Origin of the sequence: Streptomyces sp. NPDC048659 (assembly GCF_040650575.1) — a bacterium.
Classification (GTDB): Bacteria; Actinomycetota; Actinomycetes; order Streptomycetales; family Streptomycetaceae; genus Streptomyces.
The window spans coordinates 199,026-218,379 of sequence record NZ_JBEZHM010000008.1; the positions used below are offsets into that span (position 1 = coordinate 199,026).

At 72.6% G+C, this 19,354-nt stretch carries 20 protein-coding genes; 12 read left to right on the top strand and 8 right to left on the bottom strand.

The window, feature by feature from the left end:
• Positions 1–113: 113 nt before the first annotated feature.
• A complete protein-coding gene (locus tag AB0C99_RS09380) occupies positions 114–611 on the top strand; it encodes a hypothetical protein (protein WP_362471738.1) in 498 nt (165 codons plus the stop codon).
• On the opposite strand, the gene AB0C99_RS09385 is transcribed toward AB0C99_RS09380, so the two are convergent.
• From AB0C99_RS09385 to AB0C99_RS09415, 7 genes are all read right to left on the bottom strand, one after another.
• Positions 599–1,078, bottom strand: coding sequence for a hypothetical protein (locus tag AB0C99_RS09385; protein WP_362471741.1), 480 nt, complete (start codon positions 1,076–1,078; stop codon positions 599–601). The two genes, AB0C99_RS09380 and AB0C99_RS09385, sit on opposite strands and share 13 nt — an antisense overlap.
• Before the next feature lie 97 nt (positions 1,079–1,175).
• Positions 1,176–1,859, bottom strand: a complete 684-nt coding sequence (ung, locus tag AB0C99_RS09390; protein ID WP_362471742.1) for a uracil-DNA glycosylase — start codon at positions 1,857–1,859, stop codon at positions 1,176–1,178.
• A 98-nt stretch (positions 1,860–1,957) separates the two neighbouring features.
• Positions 1,958–3,538, bottom strand: coding sequence for an ABC transporter substrate-binding protein (locus AB0C99_RS09395; RefSeq protein WP_362471745.1), 1,581 nt, complete (start codon positions 3,536–3,538; stop codon positions 1,958–1,960).
• Positions 3,539–3,686: 148 nt separating this feature from the next.
• Positions 3,687–4,454 (bottom strand): SDR family oxidoreductase, encoded by a 768-nt coding sequence (locus AB0C99_RS09400; protein ID WP_362471748.1) that lies wholly within the window; start codon positions 4,452–4,454, stop codon positions 3,687–3,689.
• 34 nt (positions 4,455–4,488) lie between these two features.
• Positions 4,489–5,250 carry a 3-oxoacyl-ACP reductase FabG gene (gene fabG / locus AB0C99_RS09405; RefSeq protein WP_362471751.1) on the bottom strand — a complete coding sequence of 254 codons (762 nt, stop codon included), beginning with the start codon at positions 5,248–5,250 and terminating at the stop codon, positions 4,489–4,491.
• 175 nt (positions 5,251–5,425) lie between these two features.
• Positions 5,426–5,809 (bottom strand): DUF3037 domain-containing protein, encoded by a 384-nt coding sequence (locus AB0C99_RS09410; RefSeq protein WP_362471754.1) that lies wholly within the window; start codon positions 5,807–5,809, stop codon positions 5,426–5,428.
• Positions 5,806–6,645, bottom strand: a complete 840-nt coding sequence (locus AB0C99_RS09415; RefSeq protein ID WP_362471828.1) for a HipA family kinase — start codon at positions 6,643–6,645, stop codon at positions 5,806–5,808. The genes AB0C99_RS09410 and AB0C99_RS09415 overlap by 4 nt, the downstream gene beginning before the upstream one ends.
• A gap of 137 nt (positions 6,646–6,782) precedes the next feature.
• On the opposite strand from AB0C99_RS09415, the gene AB0C99_RS09420 reads away from it, so the two are divergent.
• The gene (locus AB0C99_RS09420) at positions 6,783–7,613 is read left to right on the top strand and encodes a glycoside hydrolase domain-containing protein (protein ID WP_362471756.1); all 831 of its coding nucleotides are present in this window, start codon (positions 6,783–6,785) and stop codon (positions 7,611–7,613) included.
• Positions 7,614–7,647: 34 nt separating this feature from the next.
• Here AB0C99_RS09420 and AB0C99_RS09425 read toward each other — a convergent pair whose 3' ends face one another.
• Complete coding sequence (locus AB0C99_RS09425) at positions 7,648–8,364, bottom strand: IclR family transcriptional regulator (protein WP_362471759.1); 717 nt, start codon at positions 8,362–8,364, stop codon at positions 7,648–7,650.
• Between the two features lie 371 nt (positions 8,365–8,735).
• Between AB0C99_RS09425 and AB0C99_RS09430 the strand changes: the two genes are divergently transcribed.
• From AB0C99_RS09430 to AB0C99_RS09475, 10 genes are all read left to right on the top strand, one after another.
• Positions 8,736–9,890 carry a Rieske 2Fe-2S domain-containing protein gene (locus tag AB0C99_RS09430; protein WP_362471762.1) on the top strand — a complete coding sequence of 385 codons (1,155 nt, stop codon included), beginning with the start codon at positions 8,736–8,738 and terminating at the stop codon, positions 9,888–9,890.
• Positions 9,891–9,893: 3 nt separating this feature from the next.
• The gene (locus tag AB0C99_RS09435; RefSeq protein ID WP_362471765.1) at positions 9,894–10,115 is read left to right on the top strand and encodes a hypothetical protein; all 222 of its coding nucleotides are present in this window, start codon (positions 9,894–9,896) and stop codon (positions 10,113–10,115) included.
• The gene (locus AB0C99_RS09440) at positions 10,108–11,148 is read left to right on the top strand and encodes a ferredoxin--NADP reductase (protein ID WP_362471767.1); all 1,041 of its coding nucleotides are present in this window, start codon (positions 10,108–10,110) and stop codon (positions 11,146–11,148) included. The genes AB0C99_RS09435 and AB0C99_RS09440 overlap by 8 nt, the downstream gene beginning before the upstream one ends.
• A 122-nt stretch (positions 11,149–11,270) precedes the next feature.
• Complete coding sequence (locus AB0C99_RS09445; RefSeq protein WP_362471769.1) at positions 11,271–12,281, top strand: LLM class flavin-dependent oxidoreductase; 1,011 nt, start codon at positions 11,271–11,273, stop codon at positions 12,279–12,281.
• A 69-nt stretch (positions 12,282–12,350) separates the two neighbouring features.
• Positions 12,351–13,523, top strand: coding sequence for a Rieske 2Fe-2S domain-containing protein (locus AB0C99_RS09450; protein WP_362471771.1), 1,173 nt, complete (start codon positions 12,351–12,353; stop codon positions 13,521–13,523).
• Between the two features lie 25 nt (positions 13,524–13,548).
• Entirely contained in the window at positions 13,549–14,034 is a 486-nt protein-coding gene (locus AB0C99_RS09455) for a flavin reductase family protein (RefSeq protein ID WP_362471773.1), read from the top strand.
• A 73-nt stretch (positions 14,035–14,107) separates the two neighbouring features.
• Positions 14,108–15,241 (top strand): LLM class flavin-dependent oxidoreductase, encoded by a 1,134-nt coding sequence (locus tag AB0C99_RS09460; protein WP_362471775.1) that lies wholly within the window; start codon positions 14,108–14,110, stop codon positions 15,239–15,241.
• A gap of 5 nt (positions 15,242–15,246) precedes the next feature.
• Positions 15,247–16,632, top strand: coding sequence for an LLM class flavin-dependent oxidoreductase (locus AB0C99_RS09465; protein ID WP_362471777.1), 1,386 nt, complete (start codon positions 15,247–15,249; stop codon positions 16,630–16,632).
• Between the two features lie 283 nt (positions 16,633–16,915).
• Positions 16,916–17,554 carry a TetR/AcrR family transcriptional regulator gene (locus AB0C99_RS09470; RefSeq protein ID WP_362471778.1) on the top strand — a complete coding sequence of 213 codons (639 nt, stop codon included), beginning with the start codon at positions 16,916–16,918 and terminating at the stop codon, positions 17,552–17,554.
• Positions 17,555–17,661: 107 nt separating this feature from the next.
• Positions 17,662–19,242, top strand: coding sequence for an MFS transporter (locus AB0C99_RS09475; RefSeq protein WP_362471781.1), 1,581 nt, complete (start codon positions 17,662–17,664; stop codon positions 19,240–19,242).
• Positions 19,243–19,354: the final 112 nt, after the last annotated feature.

Here is a 19,354-nt window from a genome sequence, read left to right on the forward strand (position 1 = left end):
GACTCGCCCCCCAGGGGGCTGCCGGTCAGCCCGCGCCCGGGTGATCACTCATTACGGGCATTCCTCGCGAGTAGGGGTGTGAGAAACCCGGCCCGACCAGCAGAGTTGCCCGGGTGCATGGAACCAGAACCACAGTGAGGATCCTGGCCGGGGTCGCGATGGCCGCCCTCTCGGGCTGCGTCGCGGTGGAGCCGCCCTCGCCCGCTCCCCCGGCGGTCCCGAGCCCGGCGGACGCCCGGCCGGGCCACGCCGTCGCCCCGCAGATCGTCCAGGGCCCCGCCCGCGAGGCCCTGGAGGCGGCGATGCCCGATCCGACACCCGAACCGCGCTCCTCCGTCGAGCGGCGGCGCGACTCCGGCGGCGCGTCCGGCGGCGGCTCCGGCGGCCGGAGCGGGACGGACGGGACGTCCGGCCGGAACGGCGAGGCCGCGCCGCGCGCCACGGCGCGGCCGCGCCCGGGCGGCGGCCACGGCCCCGAGGTCGACCTGCCGGGCCTGCTGAAGAAGCCGCCCCGCTCCGCCGCCGAGATCTGCGAGCTGGGCGCCCGCTACGGCGGCTGGAGCCCGGACAGCGAACAGGCGAGGATCTGCCGTGGCACCTACGGGCGCTGACCCCGCAGCCGTACCTCCAGCCGCTCGATCGCGGCCCGCACCCCGTTGCCGTACCCGTCGTCGTCCAGGACCTCGGAGGCGGCGCGGGCCCGGTCCAGATGGACGCGGGCCGCGTCCGGGCGGGCCAGCTTCACGTAGTCGGCGGCCAGGTTGAGGTGGAGCGAGGGGTAGAGGGCGCGCAGCGCCGCCGCCGAGTCCTGGCGGCGCTGCCGGTCCCCGTCGATCCCCTCGGCCGCCGTCAGGGCCCGCAGGTCCCAGGCCAGCTCCGTGTCGGGGTCGTCCTGGGCGTCGGCCATGTAGTGGGCGAGGGTGCAGCGGTGCAGCGGGTCGCCGTCCGGCCCGAGCTGCGCCCAGATCTCGCCGAAGCGGTTGCGGGCCTCTTCCCTGTCCCCGCCGTGCAGGAGCATCCGCGCCTGCCCGATCCTGGTCATCACGCCGTCGTCCGACACCTGCTGCTGCCCGGTCACTGCGGCCTCCACGCGCTGTTCACGCTGTCGCTGCGGCCGCCGGTCGGGCGGACCCGGATCCGACGCTAGCCGCAGCCGCGCCGGATCCGGCCGAGGCTCAGCCGAGGTCGGGGATGCGCCAGTCGATCGGCTCGTGCCCCTGGGCGGCGACGGCCTCGTCGATCTGGGTGAACGGGTGGGAGCCGAAGAACTTCTTCGCCGACAGCGGCGAGGGGTGGGCGCCCTTCACCACCACGTGCCGCTCCTCGTCGATGAGGGGGAGCTTCTTCTGGGCGTAGTTCCCCCAGAGGACGAAGACCGCCGGGTCGGGCCGGGCGGCGACGGCCGTGATGACGGCGTCGGTGAACTTCTCCCAGCCCTTGCCCTTGTGCGAGTTGGCCTCGCCGGCGCGGACCGTGAGCACCGCGTTGAGCAGCAGGACGCCCTGCTCGGCCCACGGCATCAGATAGCCGTTGTCGGGGACCGGGTGGCCGAGCTCGGCCTGCATCTCCTTGTAGATGTTGCGCAGCGAGGGCGGGGTCTTCACGCCGGGGCGGACGGAGAAGCAGAGCCCGTGGCCCTGCCCCTCGCCGTGGTAGGGGTCCTGGCCGAGGACCAGGACCTTCACCTTGTCGAACGGGGTCGCGGCGAGGGCCGCGAAGACCTCCTCGCGCGGCGGGTAGACCGGCCCGTTCGCCCGCTCCTTCTCGACGAACTCGGTGAGCTGCTCGAAGTACGGCTTCTGCAGCTCGTCGCCGAGGACGCCGCGCCAGGACTCGGGCAGCATGTCGGTGTCGGTCACGTCAACAACCTCCGGTGGGTGTTTCGCTTGTCTACGAGAAACCTACCGGGGGCCACTGACAACGCGGCCGACACCGCCCTCGGTCGACGCCGCCCGGGCTACCAGCTGGTGCGGCGGCTGAGCTCCCACATCTGCATGACGGTCTGCGGGTCGAGGGCCCGCTCGCCGCCGCCGATGTCGTCGCTCGCGGCGATGTAGAGCTTGCCCTGCCACAGCGGCAGCAGCCGGACGTCCTGCACCATGATCTCCTGCGCCTGCACGAACGCGTCCGTGACGGCCCCTCGGTCGCTCTCGCGCCGGGACTTGGGGATCAGCTCCTTGGTGATCTTCGGGCTGACGTACGGGGTGCCGAGGACGTTCTCCTCGCCGATGAAGGGGGCCACGAAGTTGTCCGGGTCCGGGAAGTCGGGGAACCAGCCGCGCCCGAAGACCGGGTACAGGCCCTTCTGGTAGCCCGCCTGGAAGTCCTTCCAGGGCTTGCCGTGCAGGGTGACCTGGAAGAGGCCGCTGCTCTCCAGCTGCCGCTTGAGCTCCTTGAACTCGGCGGCGGTCGAGGAGCCGTAGCGGTCGGTGGTGTACCAGAAGTCGAGCTTGACCGGCTCGGTGATGCCGGCGTCGCGCAGGATCGCCTTGGCCTTGGCCGCGTCGGGCGAGCCGAAGCGGTCGTAGAACTTGGTGGTGTGGCCCGAGATGCCCTTGGGGACCATGGAGTACAGCGGCTCGGCCGTGCCCTGGTAGACCTTGTTCACCAGCTCGTCGCGGTCGACGAGCTGCGCGATGGCCTTGCGGACGGGCAGCCGGGCGACGGAAGCGTCGCGGGCGTTGAAGACCAGGTAGCGGATGTCCGCGCCGGTGGACTCGACGAGCTGGAGGCCCTTGTTCTCCGGCGTGTCGGCCTGGAGGGCGACGACCTCCTCGGCGGTCAGACCGCGGTAGGTGGCGTCGATCTCCTTCTTGCGGAGCGCGGCCACCATCGGCTCGGACTCCTTGAAGTACCGGATGGTCACGCCGCCGTTCTTGCGGTCGGCGAAGCCCTTGTAGCTGGGGTTGCGGGTCAGCTCGGCCTTCTGGCCCTCGGTGTACGAGTCGAGGACGTACGGTCCGGAGCCGACCAGCTTGCCGTCCTTGCGGAGCTGGTCCGCCGGGTACTCGGCCGGGTCGACGATCGACATGGCCGGGGTGGCGAGGATGAACGGGAAGGTCGCGTCCGACTTGTTCAGCCGGAAGACCACCGTGCGGTCGTCGATGGCCTCGACCTTGTCGAGCGAGCCGAGCATGCCGTTGGGGCCGCCGTCGACGTCGATCTTGCGGATGCGCTCGATCGAGTACTGGACGGCCTTGGCGTCGAGCTTGTGGCCGTTGGAGAAGGTCAGTCCGTCGTGCAGGACGCACTCGAAGACCCGGCTCGAACTGCCCTCCTTGAACTTGCAGTCCGCCGCGTCCGGCTTCGGGCTGGTGGTTCCCGTGGGAAAGGCCACGAGTGTCTGGAAGACATTCCGGAAAAGCTCCCAGGAATTGTCCCAGGCGGCAGCCGGATCAAGCGTGGAAGGAGAACTCGTCGTACCGACGACGATTCTCTGATCCCCTGCGGATTCACCGTCCGAAAACACACTGCATGCGGACAGGAGGGATATGGACGCAAGGGCTGCAGCGGCCTGCAGACTGGTCCGGTTGAACACGTGCACGCTCCTCGTTCAGCCTGGGTCGGCGAACGATACCGCAGCCCCCCGCCAGGTCAATGCTCGGCCCTGGCGGGGCACTTGAGGGCATTCCGCGCACAACCGGGGCCAAACCAGTCACGAATTCAGGAAAGTGTCCGGATAGCGGTCACCCGACACCGGCGTTCAGGAAAAGACCCCCGTCGACGACGAGCGTCTGGCCGGTGATCCAGTCCGACTGCGCGGAGGTCAGGAAGGCCGCCGCACCGCCGATGTCCTGCGGCTCGCCGAGCCGGCCCAGCAGATACGGGGCGGCCGCCTCGGCCTCCCGCCCCTCGTACAGCGCCGCGGCGAACTTCGTCTTCACGACGGCCGGGGCGATGGCGTTGACCCGGACCTCCGGGGCGAATTCGTGCGCCAGCTGGAGGGTCAGATTGATCATCGCCGCTTTGCTCATCCCGTACGCGCCGATGAAAGGCGAGGGGGCGAGTCCGGCGATCGAGGCGATGTTCACGATCGCCCCGCCGTGCTCCTTCTGCCACGCCCGGTAGGTCTGCTGGGCGAAGCCGAGGGCCGAGACGACATTGGTCTCGAAGACCTTGCGGGCCACGTTCAGGTCCAGCTCGGCGATCGGCCCGAACACCGGGTTCGTCCCGGCATTGTTGACCAGGAAGTCGACCCGGCCGAAGGCGTCCATGGCGGCGGCGACCGCGGCGGCCTGGTGGGCCTCGTCGTGCGCCTTTCCGGGCACCGCGATCACCCGGTCGGCGCCGAGCCGCTCCACGGCCTCCTTGAGGGCCTCCTCGCCCCGTCCGGTGATGACGACCCGGTCGCCGCGGGCGACCAGGGCCTCGGCGACTCCGTAGCCGATGCCCCGGCTGGCGCCGGTGACCAGGGCGACCTTGCCCGAGAGCTCGGGCTGTTCCTGCGCGCTCATCGCGTCCTGCTCTCCCTCTCTCCGTACCCGTACGTCAGTTGAGCGGGCCGCCGGCCACGTACATGACCTGGCCGGAGACGAAACCGGCGTCGTCGCCCGTGAAGAAGGCGATGGCGTGGGCGACGTCCTCGGGGCGGCCGACCCGCTGGACCGGGATCATCGAGGCGGCCGCGGCCTGGAAGTCCTCGAAGCCCATGCCGACGCGCTCGGCGGTCTGCGCGGTCATCTCGGTGACGATGAAGCCGGGGGCGACGGCGTTGGCGGTGACGCCGAACTTGCCGAGCTCCTTGGCGAGGGTCTTGGTGAAGCCCTGGAGGCCGGCCTTGACGGCGGAGTAGTTGGCCTGGCCTCGGTTGCCGAGCGCCGAGGAGGAGGAGAGGGAGACGATCCGGCCGAAGCCCGCGTCCACCATGTGCTTCTGGCACGCCTTCGCCATCAGGAACGCGCCCTTGAGGTGCACGTTCATGACCAGGTCCCAGTCGGCCTCGTCCATCTTGAAGAGCAGGTTGTCGCGGAGCACGCCCGCGTTGTTGACGAGGATGGTCGGCGCGCCGAGCTCGGCGGCGACGCGCGCGACGGCGGCCTCCACCTGGGCGCCGTCGGACACGTCGCAGCCGACGGCGAGGGCGGTGCCGCCCGCGGCCGTGATCTTCTCGACGGTGTCCTTGCAGGCCGCCTCGTCGAGGTCGAGCACGGCGACGGCGCGGCCCTCGGCGGCGAGCCGGATCGCGGTGGCGGCTCCGATGCCGCGAGCGGCACCGGTGACGACGGCTACGCGCTGCTCGGTGGTGGACATGCTGGTTCTCCTCGCCCTTGGATCATCCGTGGATGTGGCCGGTACCGCGGTCCGCTCGCTCTCCCGCACATGAGCGACCGCTTAGTATCGTCCGCAGACGAGACGCTAGAAGCCCCGGCACCCGGTGTCAACGGCCCACCGGGCGCACCGCGCGGCTCCCGCGCGCGAGGGCGGGCTAGCGCACCAGCAGTTCGAGCAGGCGTTCCACCTCGGCCTCGGGGTCGGCCGTCAGTCCGGTGTGCACCGGGCCCGGCTGGACCACCGTCGAGCGGGGGGCGATCAGCCAGCGGAAGCGGCGCCCGGGGTCGTCGCCGGCCGCCTGTCCGGCGTCGGCGCCGCCGAGGCAGACGCCCTCGACCGCACGGAGCGCGGCCCGGACCCCCGCGACGTCGGCGGCCGGGTCGAGGACGCCCAGCTTGGCCTCGTCCAGATGGGTGCGGGCGGCCACGAAGGACCTGGCCCGGCAGTAGACGACCACCCCGGCGTTGAAGCACTCGCCGCGCTCCACCCGGGGCACGACGCGCAGCAGGGCGTACTCGAAGACATCGCGATCGGTCACGTGGTGCTGTCCTTCTGGGCGGAGCGCGGGGCGAGACGGTCGGCGAGCCAGCCCGGGGGCCGCTGGGGGCGCCGCTCGGTGCGGGGGCCGAGGGTGATCCGCTCGTGGATGGTCGCGGCGCGCGGCAGCAGCGCCTCCACGTACGCGGCGCGCAGCTCGTCGGTGGTCGCGAAGCCGGGCTCGTCGGCCAGCCACGCGTCGGGGACGTCGGCGGCGACCTCGTCGAGCAGCTCGCGGGTCACCAGCGGCGCCAGCGCCTCGGCGGCGGCGGCGACGTCCGGGGCGAACGGGGCCAGGACGTGGTCCGAGGCGTCGTACGGCCGGGCGGCGGAGACCTGCGCGCCGGGCCAGTTGTGGTGCCAGATCATGGTGGCGCCGTGGTCGATGAGCCACAGGTCGCCGTGCCAGACCAGCATGTTCGGGTTCCGCCAGGACCGGTCGACGTTGTTGATCACCGCGTCGAACCAGACGACCTTCCCGGCCTCCACCGGGTCCACCTCGTACGCGAGCGGGTCGAAGCCCAGCGAGCCCGGCAGGAAGTCCATGCCGAGGTTGAGGCCGCCGCTCGCCTTCAGCAGCTCCTGCACCTCCTGGTCCGGCTCCGACAGCCCGATCACCGGGTCGAGCTGGATGGTCACCAGCTCCGGCACCCGCAGCCCGAGCCGCCGCCCGAGCTCCCCGCAGATCACCTCGGCGACCAGCGTCTTGCGCCCCTGCCCGGCGCCGGTGAACTTCATGACGTACGTACCGAGGTCGTCGGCCTCGACGATCCCGGGGAGCGAGCCGCCCTCACGCAGGGGCGTGACATAGCGGGTCGCTACGACCTCTTTCAGCACTTGCCAGGCCACCCATCTCTTCCGTATGTGCGATCCGAGCATAGTAACTGAGGGTGACCATGGAGGTGGGGCGTCCGGTGGATAGAGTGGGCGCGCTCCGGGAGGGCCGGGGCCGTACGGAGAACAGGGGTGGGGAAATGCCGCAGCATCGGCGGTCCAGGAGAGGCCGGAACATAGCCCTCGGGGTGACGGGTGTCGTCACCGTCGCCGGGGCCGGGATCGCGGCGCAGACCTCCATGGCGGCCCCCGCGTGGCCGGTCCAGAAGACGTACACGGGCCGGGCGTTCGACGCCTGCACGGCGCCCTCGCTCGCCGCGATGACGGCCTGGCGCAAGGACGCCTACTACGGCGGTGTCGCCGTCTACATCGGCGGGAAGAACCGCGGCTGCGCCCAGCCCAACCTGACCAAGGCGTGGACGAAGTCGGTCGACACGCTCGGGTGGCGCGTCATCCCCCTGTACGTCGGCGCCCAGCCGCCCTGCCAGAAGAGCCTCAACAAGGAGCGCTTCACCGCCGCCACGGCCGCCTCGGTCGGCGCGAGCAACGCGAACGACGCCGTCGCGAAGGCCGCGGCGCTCGGCATGAAGCCGGGCAGCCCGATCTACCTGAACATGGAGTCGTACGACATCGCCGACAAGGCGTGCAACGACGCCACCCTCGCCTACGTGCGGTCCTTCACCAAGACCCTGCGCGCCAAGACCTACCGCGCCGGTCTCTACGGCTTCAGCAGCTCCAGCGCCAAGGCGATCGCCACCGCCAAGGACCGCACCGACCTCCCGGGCAACCTCTGGTACGCCCTGTGGAACGGCCAGGAGACCACCACCAAGGACTGGCCCTGGGACCCCAAGCTGTACACCGACCACAGCCGGGGCCACCAGTACAAGGCCAACAGCAAGGAGACCCGGGGCGGCCACACGATCACCGTCGACCGGAACGCCTGGGACGCCCCCGTCGCCATCGTCGGCTGAGCCGCCGGCCGGCCCGCGCCCGCGTCCGGCCGCGTCACCCCGCCAGCGTCGGGGCGCCCTTGCGGAGGGTCGCCGCCGTGTGGCGGAGGATCGCGGCCAGGCGCGGGACCTCCAGGTTCTCGGCCGGGCCGCTGATCGAGATGGCCGCCAGGGCCGCGCGGTCGCCCGCGCCGATCACCGGGGTCGCCACGCAGCCGATCCCCGCCACCGCGTCCGGGCCGAAGGCGATGCCCCGGGTGCGGATGTCGGCCAGCTCGGCGCGCAGGCTCCGGGAGACCGGCGGGTGGTCGACCCCGGGCGGGCACGGGGTGTAGGCCAGCAGTGCCTTGCCCACCACATGGCTCGACGCGTGGAAGCGGCCCCCGACGAACTGGCGGGACGGGATGCCGACCGGGGCGCCGACCTGGAGCAGGTACACCACCTTGTCCTCGTCCAGCACGGCCAGTTGCGAGGTCAGGCCGGTGGACCAGTGGAGCTGCTGGAGGTACGGCATGGCCGCGGTCCGCACCTGGTCGCGGTGGTACATCAGGGAGCCGAGCTCCATGAAGCGCATCCCCAGCCGGTAGACCTTCTCGTCGCGGCGCAGCAGGCGCACGCTCGTCAGGTGTTCCAGGATCCGGTGGACCGAGGAGCGGGGCAGTCCGGTGCGCCGGATCACCTCGGTCATGGTCAGCCCGTCGGCCTCCTCGAAGACGTCGAGGATGCCGGAGATCCGGTCGATCATCGACACCGGCGCCGTGAGGTCTGTCATGGGGCCTGTCCTGGGGCCTGTCTTGGGGCCTGTCGTGGGGTCCGCCGTGGGGCCTGTCGTGGGGTCCGTCGTGGGCCCCGACGCGTCCGCCGCCGGCTTCCCCGTCGTGTCCTCCGTCTCGTCCCCCGCCGTCTCCACCGCCCTTAACCTCGCCGCGTCCCCCGTGCCCCCGTACATGACTCTCCCCCTCCCGTTCCGCCGGGCGGGCCGTCGCGCCCGGCTCTTCGTTGGAACGTACACCAGTCATCCGACCAGGCCGAGACCCGTCTCCCCACCGTTCTCCCGCTCTGCGGGAACACCCTTGGCCCGGTCTCCGGGGCCCCCGCAGACTCGGCGTCCGTTGGCACGAAGAGACCGCGGAGGGATGATCGATGAGCGTTCCGGTGAGCACGGAACACGAGGTCAGGGACATCGAGAAGGGGGCGCCGCCGGCCCGGTTCGCCCGGGGCTGGCACTGTCTGGGGCTCGCCGACTCCTTCAAGGACGGCAGCCCCCACGAGATCGACGCGTTCGGCACCAAGCTCGTGGTCTTCCAGGCCCAGGACAGCGGCGAGCTGCACGTGCTCAACGCGTACTGCCCGCACATGGGCGGCAATCTGGCGCGCGGCACGATCAAGGGCGACACCGTCTCCTGCCCCTTCCACGGCTGGCTGTGGAACGGCGACGGACGCTGCGCCGACATCCCGTACGCCCGGCGGGTGCCGCCGCGCGCCAGGACCCGGTCCTGGACCACGCTGGAGGAGAACAAGCAGCTCTTCGTCTGGTACGACCCCGAGGGCGCGCCGCCGCCCGAGGGCGTGACGATCCCCCGGATCGAGGGCGTCTTCGACGGGCAGTGGAGCGACTGGACCTGGCACACCCTGCGCGTCGAGGGCTCGCACTGCCGCGAGATCGTCGACAACGTCGTGGACATGGCGCACTTCTTCTACGTGCACAACTCGTTCCCGACGTACTTCAAGAACGTCTTCGAGGGGCACGTCGCCACCCAGTACCAGGCCACCGCCCCGCGCGGCGACATGACGGCGGACCAGACCGTCTCCGCCCAAGGGGACACCCGCTCGGTCGCCTCCTACTACGGCCCCTCCTACATGATCGTCTACCTGGACATGGACGTGGACGAGGCCGGCACCACCGTCGAGACCGCGATGATCAACTGCCACTACCCGGTGGGGCCCGACTCCTTCGTCCTCATGTACGGCGCCATCGTGAAGAAGCTGCCCGGCATGACCGACGCCGAGGCCGCGGAGGCCGCCGCCCAGGCGTCCCAGGGGCTGGCCGCCGGCTTCGAGCAGGACATCGAGATCTGGCGGAACAAGACCCGCATCGACAACCCCCTGCTCTGCGACCAGGACGGCCCCGTCTACCAACTGCGCCGCTGGTACGAGCAGTTCTACGTGGACACAGCCGATGTCGAGCCCGCGATGACCGACCGCTTCGAGTTCGAGATCGACACCGAGCGGGCGGTACGGGTGTGGCAGGCGGAGGTCGACGCGAACCTCGCCCGGCAGACGGCCGCGGAGCGCTGAGCCATGGCCCAGCAGCGCTTCACCTGCGACGCGTGCCCCAACGAGGTGCTCGTCGAGAAGCGGAGCCTCGCTCACACCAGTACGCAGTGGCTCCGGCCGACCTCCTGCTGTCCCGAGCTCGCCGGCCGGCCCGAGGGCACCGTCGCGGTCTGCACCCGGCTGCGCGCCTCCATCGAGCGGGCCGTGCGCGCGGGCGCCGTCCCGGTGGGCGGCGAGGATGAGTGACCGTACGCGGGTGCTCCCGGTCGTCGTCAGCGCGGTGGTCCGGGAGGCCGAGGACGTGGTGAGCCTCGTCGTCGAGACGGCGGACGGCTCGCCGCTCGCCCCTCGGCCCGGACAGTTCCTCACCGTCCGGGGGCCGGCGGGGCAGGCCCGCTGCTACTCCTTCTCCCGGACCGGCGCCGCGCCCCGCATCACCGTGAAGCGGGTGCCTGGCGGGGCCGTCTCCTCCTGGCTGTGCGACCGGGCCGCCCCCGGCCTGCGGCTGGAGGCGCTGCCGCCCGCGGGCGCCTTCACCCCGCCCGACTGGGACGGCGACCTGCTGCTCGCGGCGGCCGGGAGCGGGATCACCCCGGTGCTCGCGATCGCCTCGGCGGCCCTGGAACGGGGCACCGCCCGGGTCGTCCTGGTGTACGCCAACCGCGACGAGGCGTCCGTCGTCTTCGGCCGCGAGCTGCGCGAACTGGCCGCCGCCCACCCGGAGCGGCTGCTCGTCCACCACCTGCTGGACTCCGTGCAGGGCCGGCCCGACGGGGCCCTGCTCCACCAGCTCCTCGCGCCCTACCGGGACCGGAGCGCCTACCTGTGCGGGCCCGCCCCGTTCATGGACGCGGTCGCCGCCGCCCTGCGCGCCCACGGGGTCCCGCGCGGACGGATCCACCGCGAGGTCTTCGTGTCGCTCGACGGCGCGTTCGCGGCGCCGGAGCCGGGGCCTGGGCCGGACTTGGTCGACCTGCCCGCCGATACCCCGGCCTCCGCCGTCAGCCCGCTCGCCCTCGTGCTCGACGGGGAGCGGTACGACATCGGCTGGAGCGACGGCAGCACGCTGCTCCAGGCCATGCTCGCGCACGGCGTCGACGCGCCCTTCTCCTGCCGCGAGGGGCTCTGCGGGGCCTGCGTGTGCCGGGTCGAGCGGGGCGCGGTGGTCTCCCCCGCCCCCGGCGTGCTCACCCCCGAGGACCTCGCCGACGGGTACGTCCTGGCCTGCCAGGCGCTGCCCCCGGGCGACCGCGCGCCGGTCGCCGTCACCTACGACTGATCCGCATACGGCCGCTCCGCGTACGACCGACCCGCGTACGACCGATCCGCATACGGCTGCTCCGCGTACGACCGATCCGCGTACGACCGATTCAACCCTCCCGAAGGGAGTCGGGCCCCGCCATGCCCGCAGCACCCGCGCTGTCCGTCCTGGACACCACCTTCATCCCCACCGGCAGCACCTCCGGGCGGACCGTCGCCGACAGCGTCCGGCTCGCCCGGCACGCCGAAGGGCTCGGCTACCGCCGCCTGTGGGTGACCGAACACCACAACCACCCCGCCCTCGCCGCCGCCTCCCCGCCCGTCCTGCTCGCCCATCTCGCCGCGCGCACCGAGCGCATCCGGGTCGGCTCCGGCGGGATGCTGCTGCCGCACCACGCGCCGCTCGCGGTGGCCGAGCAGTTCACCCTCCTGCACGCCATCCACCCGGACCGGGTCGACCTCGGCGTCGGGCGCGGCGCCGGCACCGACCCGGCCACCTCGCACGCCCTGCGGCGCGCCGACCCGGGCGAGTTCGCCGCCCAGGTGTCGGACCTGGAGGCGTTCCTCGGGCACCGGGACCACGCGCCGGGCAGCCCGTACCGGAGCGTGCGGACCGTGCCCGCCGACACGCCGGGGCCGCCGCTGTGGATCCTCGGGTCGAGCCCGTACGGCGCCCGGGTGGCCGCGGCGCGCGGGCTGCCGTTCGCCTTCGCCCACCACTTCGGCGGGGACACGGCGGGCGCGATCCGCCTCTACCGGGAGACCTTCCGGCCCTCGAAGGTGCTCGACCGCCCGTACGCCCTGATCAGCCTCACGGCCGTGGCCGCCGGCACCGCGGCCGAGGCCCGGCGGCACGCGGCGGCGCAGGAGCTGGCGCAGTTGCGGATCGCCCAGGGCCTGCCCGACGCGCTGCTCCCCGCCGACGAGGCCGTCGCCCTGCTCGCCGGACGCTCGACCCCCTTCGGCGCCCGGGGAGTCGTCGGCGACCCGCGCTCCGTGGCGGCCGAACTCACCGCGCTCGCCGGGGCCACCGGCGCGGACGAGCTCATGATCGTCACCGCGCTGCACGACCAGGACGCCCGGTTGCGCTCGTACGCGCTCATCGCCGAGGCCCTCGACGCCACCACGACCGGCGCCGCCACCACCGGCTGAGCCGGGACCGCGCTCCCCATCTCCGCTCCCGCCCTCACCCTCACCCTCACCCTCACCCAAGGAACCCGTATGCCCAGTCCCGCCGCCCCAGTCCCCGCGTCCGGTGCGCCGGACGTCCGCGTCATCGAAGGCACCACGCCCCCGGCCCGGTTCGCCCGCGGCTGGCACTGTCTGGGGCTCGCCGACTCCTTCAAGGACGGCGGCCCCCACGAGATCGAGGCGTTCGGCACCACTCTGGCCGTGTTCCAGGGCGGCGACGACGGCCGGCTGCGCGTCCTGGACGCCTTCTGCCGCCACATGGGCGGCAACCTCGCGCGCGGAACCGTCAAGGGCGACGCCCTGGCCTGCCCGTTCCACGACTGGCGCTGGGACGGCGAGGGCCGGTGCGCCGGGATCCCGTACGCCCGCCGGGTGCCGCCCCGGGCGCGGACCCGGGCCTGGACCACGCTGGAGCAGGACGGGCAGCTGTTCGTCTGGCACGACCCGGAGGGCGCCCCGCCCCCGGCGCACGTCACCGTGCCCCGTATCGACGACGTCTTCGGCGAGGACTGGTCGGACTGGGCGTGGGACAGCGTGCTGATCGAGGGCGCGCACTGCCGGGAGGTCGTCGACAACATCGTCGACATGGCGCACTTCTTCTACGTGCACCACTCCGTGCCCACCCGTTTCACCAACGTCTTCGAGGGCCACGTCGCCTCGATGTACATCGAGAGCACCCCGCGCCGCGACTCCGGTGTCGAGCTGATCGGCGCCGATCTGAGCCTGCGCTCCGACGCCGCCTACTACGGCCCGTCCTACATGACCGACCGCGTGTGGCAGCCGCTCGGCGACGGGACGGAGGCCGAGTCGATGCTGATCAACTGTCACTACCCGGTCTCCGCCACCTCGTTCCGGCTGATGTGGGGCGTCAAGGTGCGCCGGCTGCCCGGGATGGGCGCCGAGGAGGCCGCGGACGCGGCCGTGCGGACCGCCGACGGGCTCGGGGTGGCCTTCCGGCAGGACATCGAGATCTGGCGGCACAAGACCCACATCGACAATCCGCTGCTCTCCGACGGCGACGGGCCGGTCTACCAACTGCGGCGCTGGTACCAGCAGTTCTACGTGGACGCGGACGCGGTCACGAACGACATGACGCGCCGCTTCGAGTTCGAGATCGACACCCGTCCCGCCAACGAGCACTGGGAGCGGGAGATGGACGCCAATCTGGCGCGCTCCGCCGCCCCCGCCCGCGTACAGCCGTAGCCATCCACAGATCAGGGGGTCCACCATGTCCAGCACCGTTGCGAGCGACACCTTCCGCGAGGCCGCCGCGGCCTTCGGGACCGGGGTCGCGGTCATCACCGCCGAGGGGGCCGCGGGGCCGGCGGGGCTCGCCGTGCAGTCCTTCGCCTCCCTCTCCCTCGACCCGCCCTACGTCACCTTCTCGCCCGCCCGCACCTCCACGAGCTGGCCGCTGATCCGGGCCGCCGGCCGCTTCGCCGTCAACGTCCTCGCGCACGACCAGGCCGCGCTGTCGCGGCGGTTCGCCACCAGCGGCGGCGACAAGTTCGACGGCACCGAGTGGGCCCCGGGCGAGAACGGGGCGCCCGTCCTGGCCGGCGCGCTCGCCTGCTTCGAGGCCGAACTGGAGGACGAGCTGCCGGGCGGCGACCACACGATCGTCATCGGCCGCGTCACCCGCGCCGTGGCGCTGCGGGACGCCGAGCCGCTCCTCTACTTCCGGCGCGCCTACCGCCGCCTCGTCCCGGCGTGACCCCGCCCGCGCCCCGGCTCCGGCTTCGCCCTCACCTCCGCCCGTATCCCCGCCCCCGTACAGGAGCACCCTCGTGAAGTTCTCGATGATCTTCGAAGCGCAGTTGGCCGACCCGACCCCGGAGCATGAGCGGCAGGTGCTCCACGACTGTGTCGAACAGGCCGTGTACGCCGAGGAGATGGGCTTCGACCGGATCTGGGCGGTCGAGCACCACGCCCTGAAGTACTACGCCCACATGAGCGCGTCCGAGATCTTCCTGACCTGGGTCGCCGCCCGCACCGAGCGGATCCGCATCGGGCACGGCGTGGTCACCATGCCGTTCAACTACCAGCACCCGGTCCGGGTCGCCGAGCGCGCCGCCATGCTCGACGTGCTCTCCGGCGGCCGGGTCGACATCGGCGCCGGGCGCGGGGCCACCGCCCAGGAGATGGCCATGTACGGGGTGCGGCCCGAGGACACGTACCCGCAGATGGAGGAGGCGCTGCGGATCTTCGCGAACGCCTGGCGCGAGGAGTCCTTCGAGTGGCACGGCTCGCTCGACATCGGCCCCGGCGCGGTGCTGCCGCGGCCCGTGCAGGACCCGCACCCGCCGCTGTTCATGGCCTGCTCCAAGGACGACACCCTGCGGCTGGCCGCCGACTACGGCATCGGGGCGCTGGTCCTCGGCTTCGCGGGCGCCGACAACATCCGCGGGCTGCGCAAGATCTACGACGAGGCCATCGCGGCCCGCACCGGCGAGCGGCTGATCTCCACCGAGGTCAACGACCACTTCTCCGCGCTCTGTCCGACCGTCGTCCTGGAAGACCCGGCGGAGGCCCGCCGCGTCGGGCTGCGCGGACAGCGCTACTTCGCCGAGTCCATCGCCCACTGGTACGGCGGCGGCCCGGTCCCGGACCAGCGCGTCGAGGCGGGCGACGACCGCGCGGCCCTGGAGGCCGGGAAGCGCGACCTGGTGGCCAAGCTCCACGAGGCGGAGATCCCGGTCACCCCCAGCAGCACCGGCACCTACCACGCCGACCACGCCTACGGGAGCGCCGACGACGCCATCGCGTACGTGGAGCGGCTGCGCGAGATCGGGGTGGACGAGGTGATGTGCCTGATCCAGATGGGCACCGTGCCGCAGGAGGCGTGCCTGGAGACGATCCGGCAGTGGGGCGAGAAGGTCATCCCGCACTTCCGGGCGCTCGACGCGGCGGAAGGGAAGTGACGGACATGGCGGCACAGCACCCGGTCAGGCCCCTGGTCTTCAACGCGTTCACCATGAACTGCGTCTCCTTCATCAACCACGGCCTGTGGCGGCACCCCGACACCCTCCAGACCCGCTACGCCGACCTGGACACCTGGATCGAGCTCGCCAGGATGCTGGAGCGCGGGCGCTTCGACACCCTCTTCTTCGCCGACGTCATCGGGACCTACGACGTCTACCGGGGCGGCCTGGACACGGCCGTCCGCGAGGCCACGCAGTTCCCCAACAACGACCCGGCGGTGCTGATCCCGGCCCTGGCGCACGCCACCGAGCACCTGGGCTTCGCCTTCACCGGCTCCATCCTCCAGGAGCACCCCTTCGCCTTCGCCCGGAAGGTGTCGACGCTCGACCACCTCACCAAGGGGCGGGTCGCCTGGAACATCGTCACCTCCTTCCAGTCGTCCGCCGGGCGCAACTTCGGCTTCGACGCGCAGGTCCCGCACGACGAGCGGTACGTGTGGGCCGACGAGTACATGGACGTGGTCTACAAGCTGTGGGAGGGCAGCTGGGAGGACGACGCGGTACTCGGCGACCGCGCGGCCGGCGTGTACGCCGACCCGGCGAAGGTCCACCGCATCGACCACGCGGGCGACCGGTACCGGGTGGCGGGCCCGCACATGTGCGAGCCGTCGCCGCTGCGCACGCCCGTGCTGTTCCAGGCGGGCTCCTCGGAGGCGGGCCGGGCGTTCGCGGCGCGGCACGCCGAGGGGACGTTCATCCTCGCCCCCAACCCGCTCGCCGCCCGCACCAACATCGACGACGTGCGGGCCCGCGCGGTGGCCGCGGGGCGCAGGCCCGAGGACATCTCCTTCTTCCAGGGCCTGTCGTTCGTCGTGGGCAGCACGGAGGAGGAGGCCCGGCGGAAGAACGCCGAGATCGACGAGATGCTGAGCGTCGAGGGGCTGCTCACGCATATGAGCGGCAACATCGGCGTCGACCTGAGCGCCGTGGACCTGGAGAAGCCGCTCCACGAGCTGCGGACCGAGGTCGCGCACGGCGCGGTGCGGGGGCTGATCGAGAGCGCCCCGGACAAGACGATGACCTTCGCCGACCTGGCCCGGCTCATGGTCACCACGCGGGCGGTCGGCACGCCCGAGCAGATCGCCGACGAGCTGGAGCGGTGGGGCAAGGCCGGGGTGGACGGCTTCAACGTGACGTACGTGACGACGCCCGGCACCTTCGAGGACTTCATCGACCACGTCGTGCCCGTGCTCCAGGAGCGCGGCCTGATGCGGCGGGAGTACTCCCCCGGAACGCTCCGGGAGAAGCTCCTGCCGGGCTCGGGTCCCCGTTTGCCGGAGCGTCATCCGGCCGCCGCGTACCGCCGTTCCGCGGTCGCCGGCGCGCGCTGAGGCCCCGGAACACCCCCAGCGGCACCGACTCGCGGAGGCACGCCCGGCCCGGGCGTGCCTCCGCCCGCATTTCCGGCCCGTTTTGTGGCGCAGGTCACACGGAAGCCGGAAATAGCGGCGGGCCGGGGCCCGTTGGGGCCGCGGCTTCGCCGGGCGGAGGGCGACTCCCCGTTTCGGCGGGCCACTTCGCCACCCGTCCGACCGGACGACCGGACTACCGGACGACCGGCGACAAACGACCGACGACACACGACTCACGACTCACGACCTCGGGAGGTCAGCCATGACGGCCGTGAACGCACCCGGCCGGCCCGCACCGCGCGCGGACCGGGTCCGCAACCGGGCCAAGATCCTGCACGCCGCCCGCAGCGCGTTCTGCGCGCACGGCACGGCGGCGCCGCTGGACCCGATCGCCCGCGCCGCCGGCGTCGGCAACGCCACGCTCTACCGCCACTTCCCCGACCGGGACGCGCTGGTACGGGGCGTCTGCCTGGCCGCCGCCGAACGCATCGCCGCCCAGGGCCGCAGCGCGCTCGCCGAGGAGGCCGACCCCTTCGAGGCGGTGCGCCGCTTCGCGGTCGGCGCCGCCCGGGAGGGCATCGGGCTGCTGTGCCTGATGGTCCCCGAGCGGGCGTGGCTCGCCGACGCCGAGCTGCTGGCGGCCCGGCAGGGCGTGGACGACGTGGCGCTCCAGGCCGTCCAACGGGCCCAGCGGGCCGGGAGGATGCGGACCGACGTCGGCCCCGGCGACCTGATGGTGGCGCTCGGCCAGCTCACCCGCCCGCTGCCGGGACACGTCCACGGCGGGCGCGCCGAGCTCCTCCTGGAGCGCCACTGCCGGCTGCTGCTGGCCGGCATGGAGAGCACCGCGGGCGGCGAACTCCCGGGCCCGCCGGTCAGCTTGAGCGACATCCGGCACTGACCGGGGGCCGGAACCGCAAACCCGTCCCCACCCCGTACACCCCTGCACACCCCCGTACACCCCGAAAGATCCGCTCTTCCTCCCCCGACACGAAAGCAGGCACGTCCATGTCCGCGACGGCACCGGCGCTCGATCCCAGGCGCTGGCAGGCCCTGGTCTTCATCGCCATGGCGCAGCTCCTGGTCAACCTCGACCACACCATCATCAACATCGCCCTGCCCTCGGCCCAGACCGACCTCGGCATCTCCGACGGCAACCGCCAGTGGGCCATCACCGCCTACGCCCTCGCCTTCGGCGGACTGCTGCTGTTCGGCGGGCGCATCGCCGACCTGTGGGGCCGCCGCCGCACCTTCGTCACCGGTCTGGTCGGCTTCGCCGCGGCCTCGGTGCTGGGCGGCGCGGCCACCGAGCAGTGGATGCTGTACTCCGCCCGTGCCCTCCAGGGCACCTTCGCCGCGCTCCTGGCCCCGGCGGCGCTCTCGCTGCTCGCGGTGCTCTTCACCGACGCCGCCGAACGCGGCAAGGCGTTCGGCATCTACGCGGCCGTCTCCGGCAGCGGCGCGGCCATCGGCCTGCTGCTCGGCGGGGCGCTCACCGACTACCTGAACTGGCGCTGGAGCCTGTATGTCCTCATCCCGTTCGCCCTGGTCGCCGCCGCCGGCGCGGTGCTGACCATCCGCGAGCCCGCCGAGGGCCGCAACCGCTCCCCGCTCGACGTGCCCGGCACCATCCTGTCCACGGTCGGCCTGGTGGCCCTCGTCTACGGCTTCGCGCACGCCGAGGAGAGCGGCTGGGGCGACGCCCGCACGCTCGGCCTGCTGGCCGGGGCGCTGGTGCTGCTGGTCGCCTTCGTGGTCCTGGAGTCGAAGGTCCGCCACCCGCTGCTGCCGCTGCGGGTGCTGACCGACCGCAACCGGGGCGGGGCGTTCCTGGCGCTCGGCCTCGCGATCATCGCGCTGTTCGGCATCTTCCTCTTCCTCACCTACTACCTCCAGGTCGTCAAGGCGTACTCCCCGGTGACGACCGGTCTCGCCTTCCTGCCGCTGAGCGTCGGCCTGATCGCGGGCTCCACCCAGATCGGCGCCCGGCTGCTGCCCCGCGTCGCGCCCCGCGCCCTGATGGTGCCGGGCCTGCTCGCCGCCGCGGTGGGCCTGCTGCTGCTCACCCAGATCGACGTGGACAGCTCGTACGCCACCCTGGTCCTGCCCGGGCAGCTGCTCTTCGGCCTCGGGCTCGGCGCCACCATGATCCCGGCGATCTCGCTGGCCACGGTGGGCGTGCGGCCGAGCGACGCGGGCGTGGCCTCCGCGATGGTCAACACCTCGCAGCAGATCGGCGGCGCCATCGGCACGGCCCTGCTCAACACGATCGCGGCCAGCGTCACCGGCACGTACGTCGCCTCCCACGCGGCCGGTGCGGCGGACGCCGGGCGGGTGCAACTGGACGGCATGGTCTCCGGGTTCACCACGGCCTTCTGGTGGTCGGCCGGGATCGTCCTGGTCGCCGCCCTGCTCGTCGCCGTCTGCGTGACGGCGGGCCCGCTGGGCGGCCCCCCGGCGGCCGAGGGCCCCGGGGACGGGGACGGTGCGGATGCCGGGGCCGGTGACAGCGCCGGTGCCGGTGCCGGTGCCGAGGGCTCCGCCGCCGCGGGCGGCGCGCCTCGGCCGGCTCCCGTCTCCGGAGCCTGAGACCCGGCCCGTACGCGGCCGGGGTCCGGTGCTGATGCCGGTGCCGGGGGAACGTTCGTAGCCGCCGATGGTGTCCGTGATGGTGGGGCAGGGGCGGAAGTTGTTGAACTGC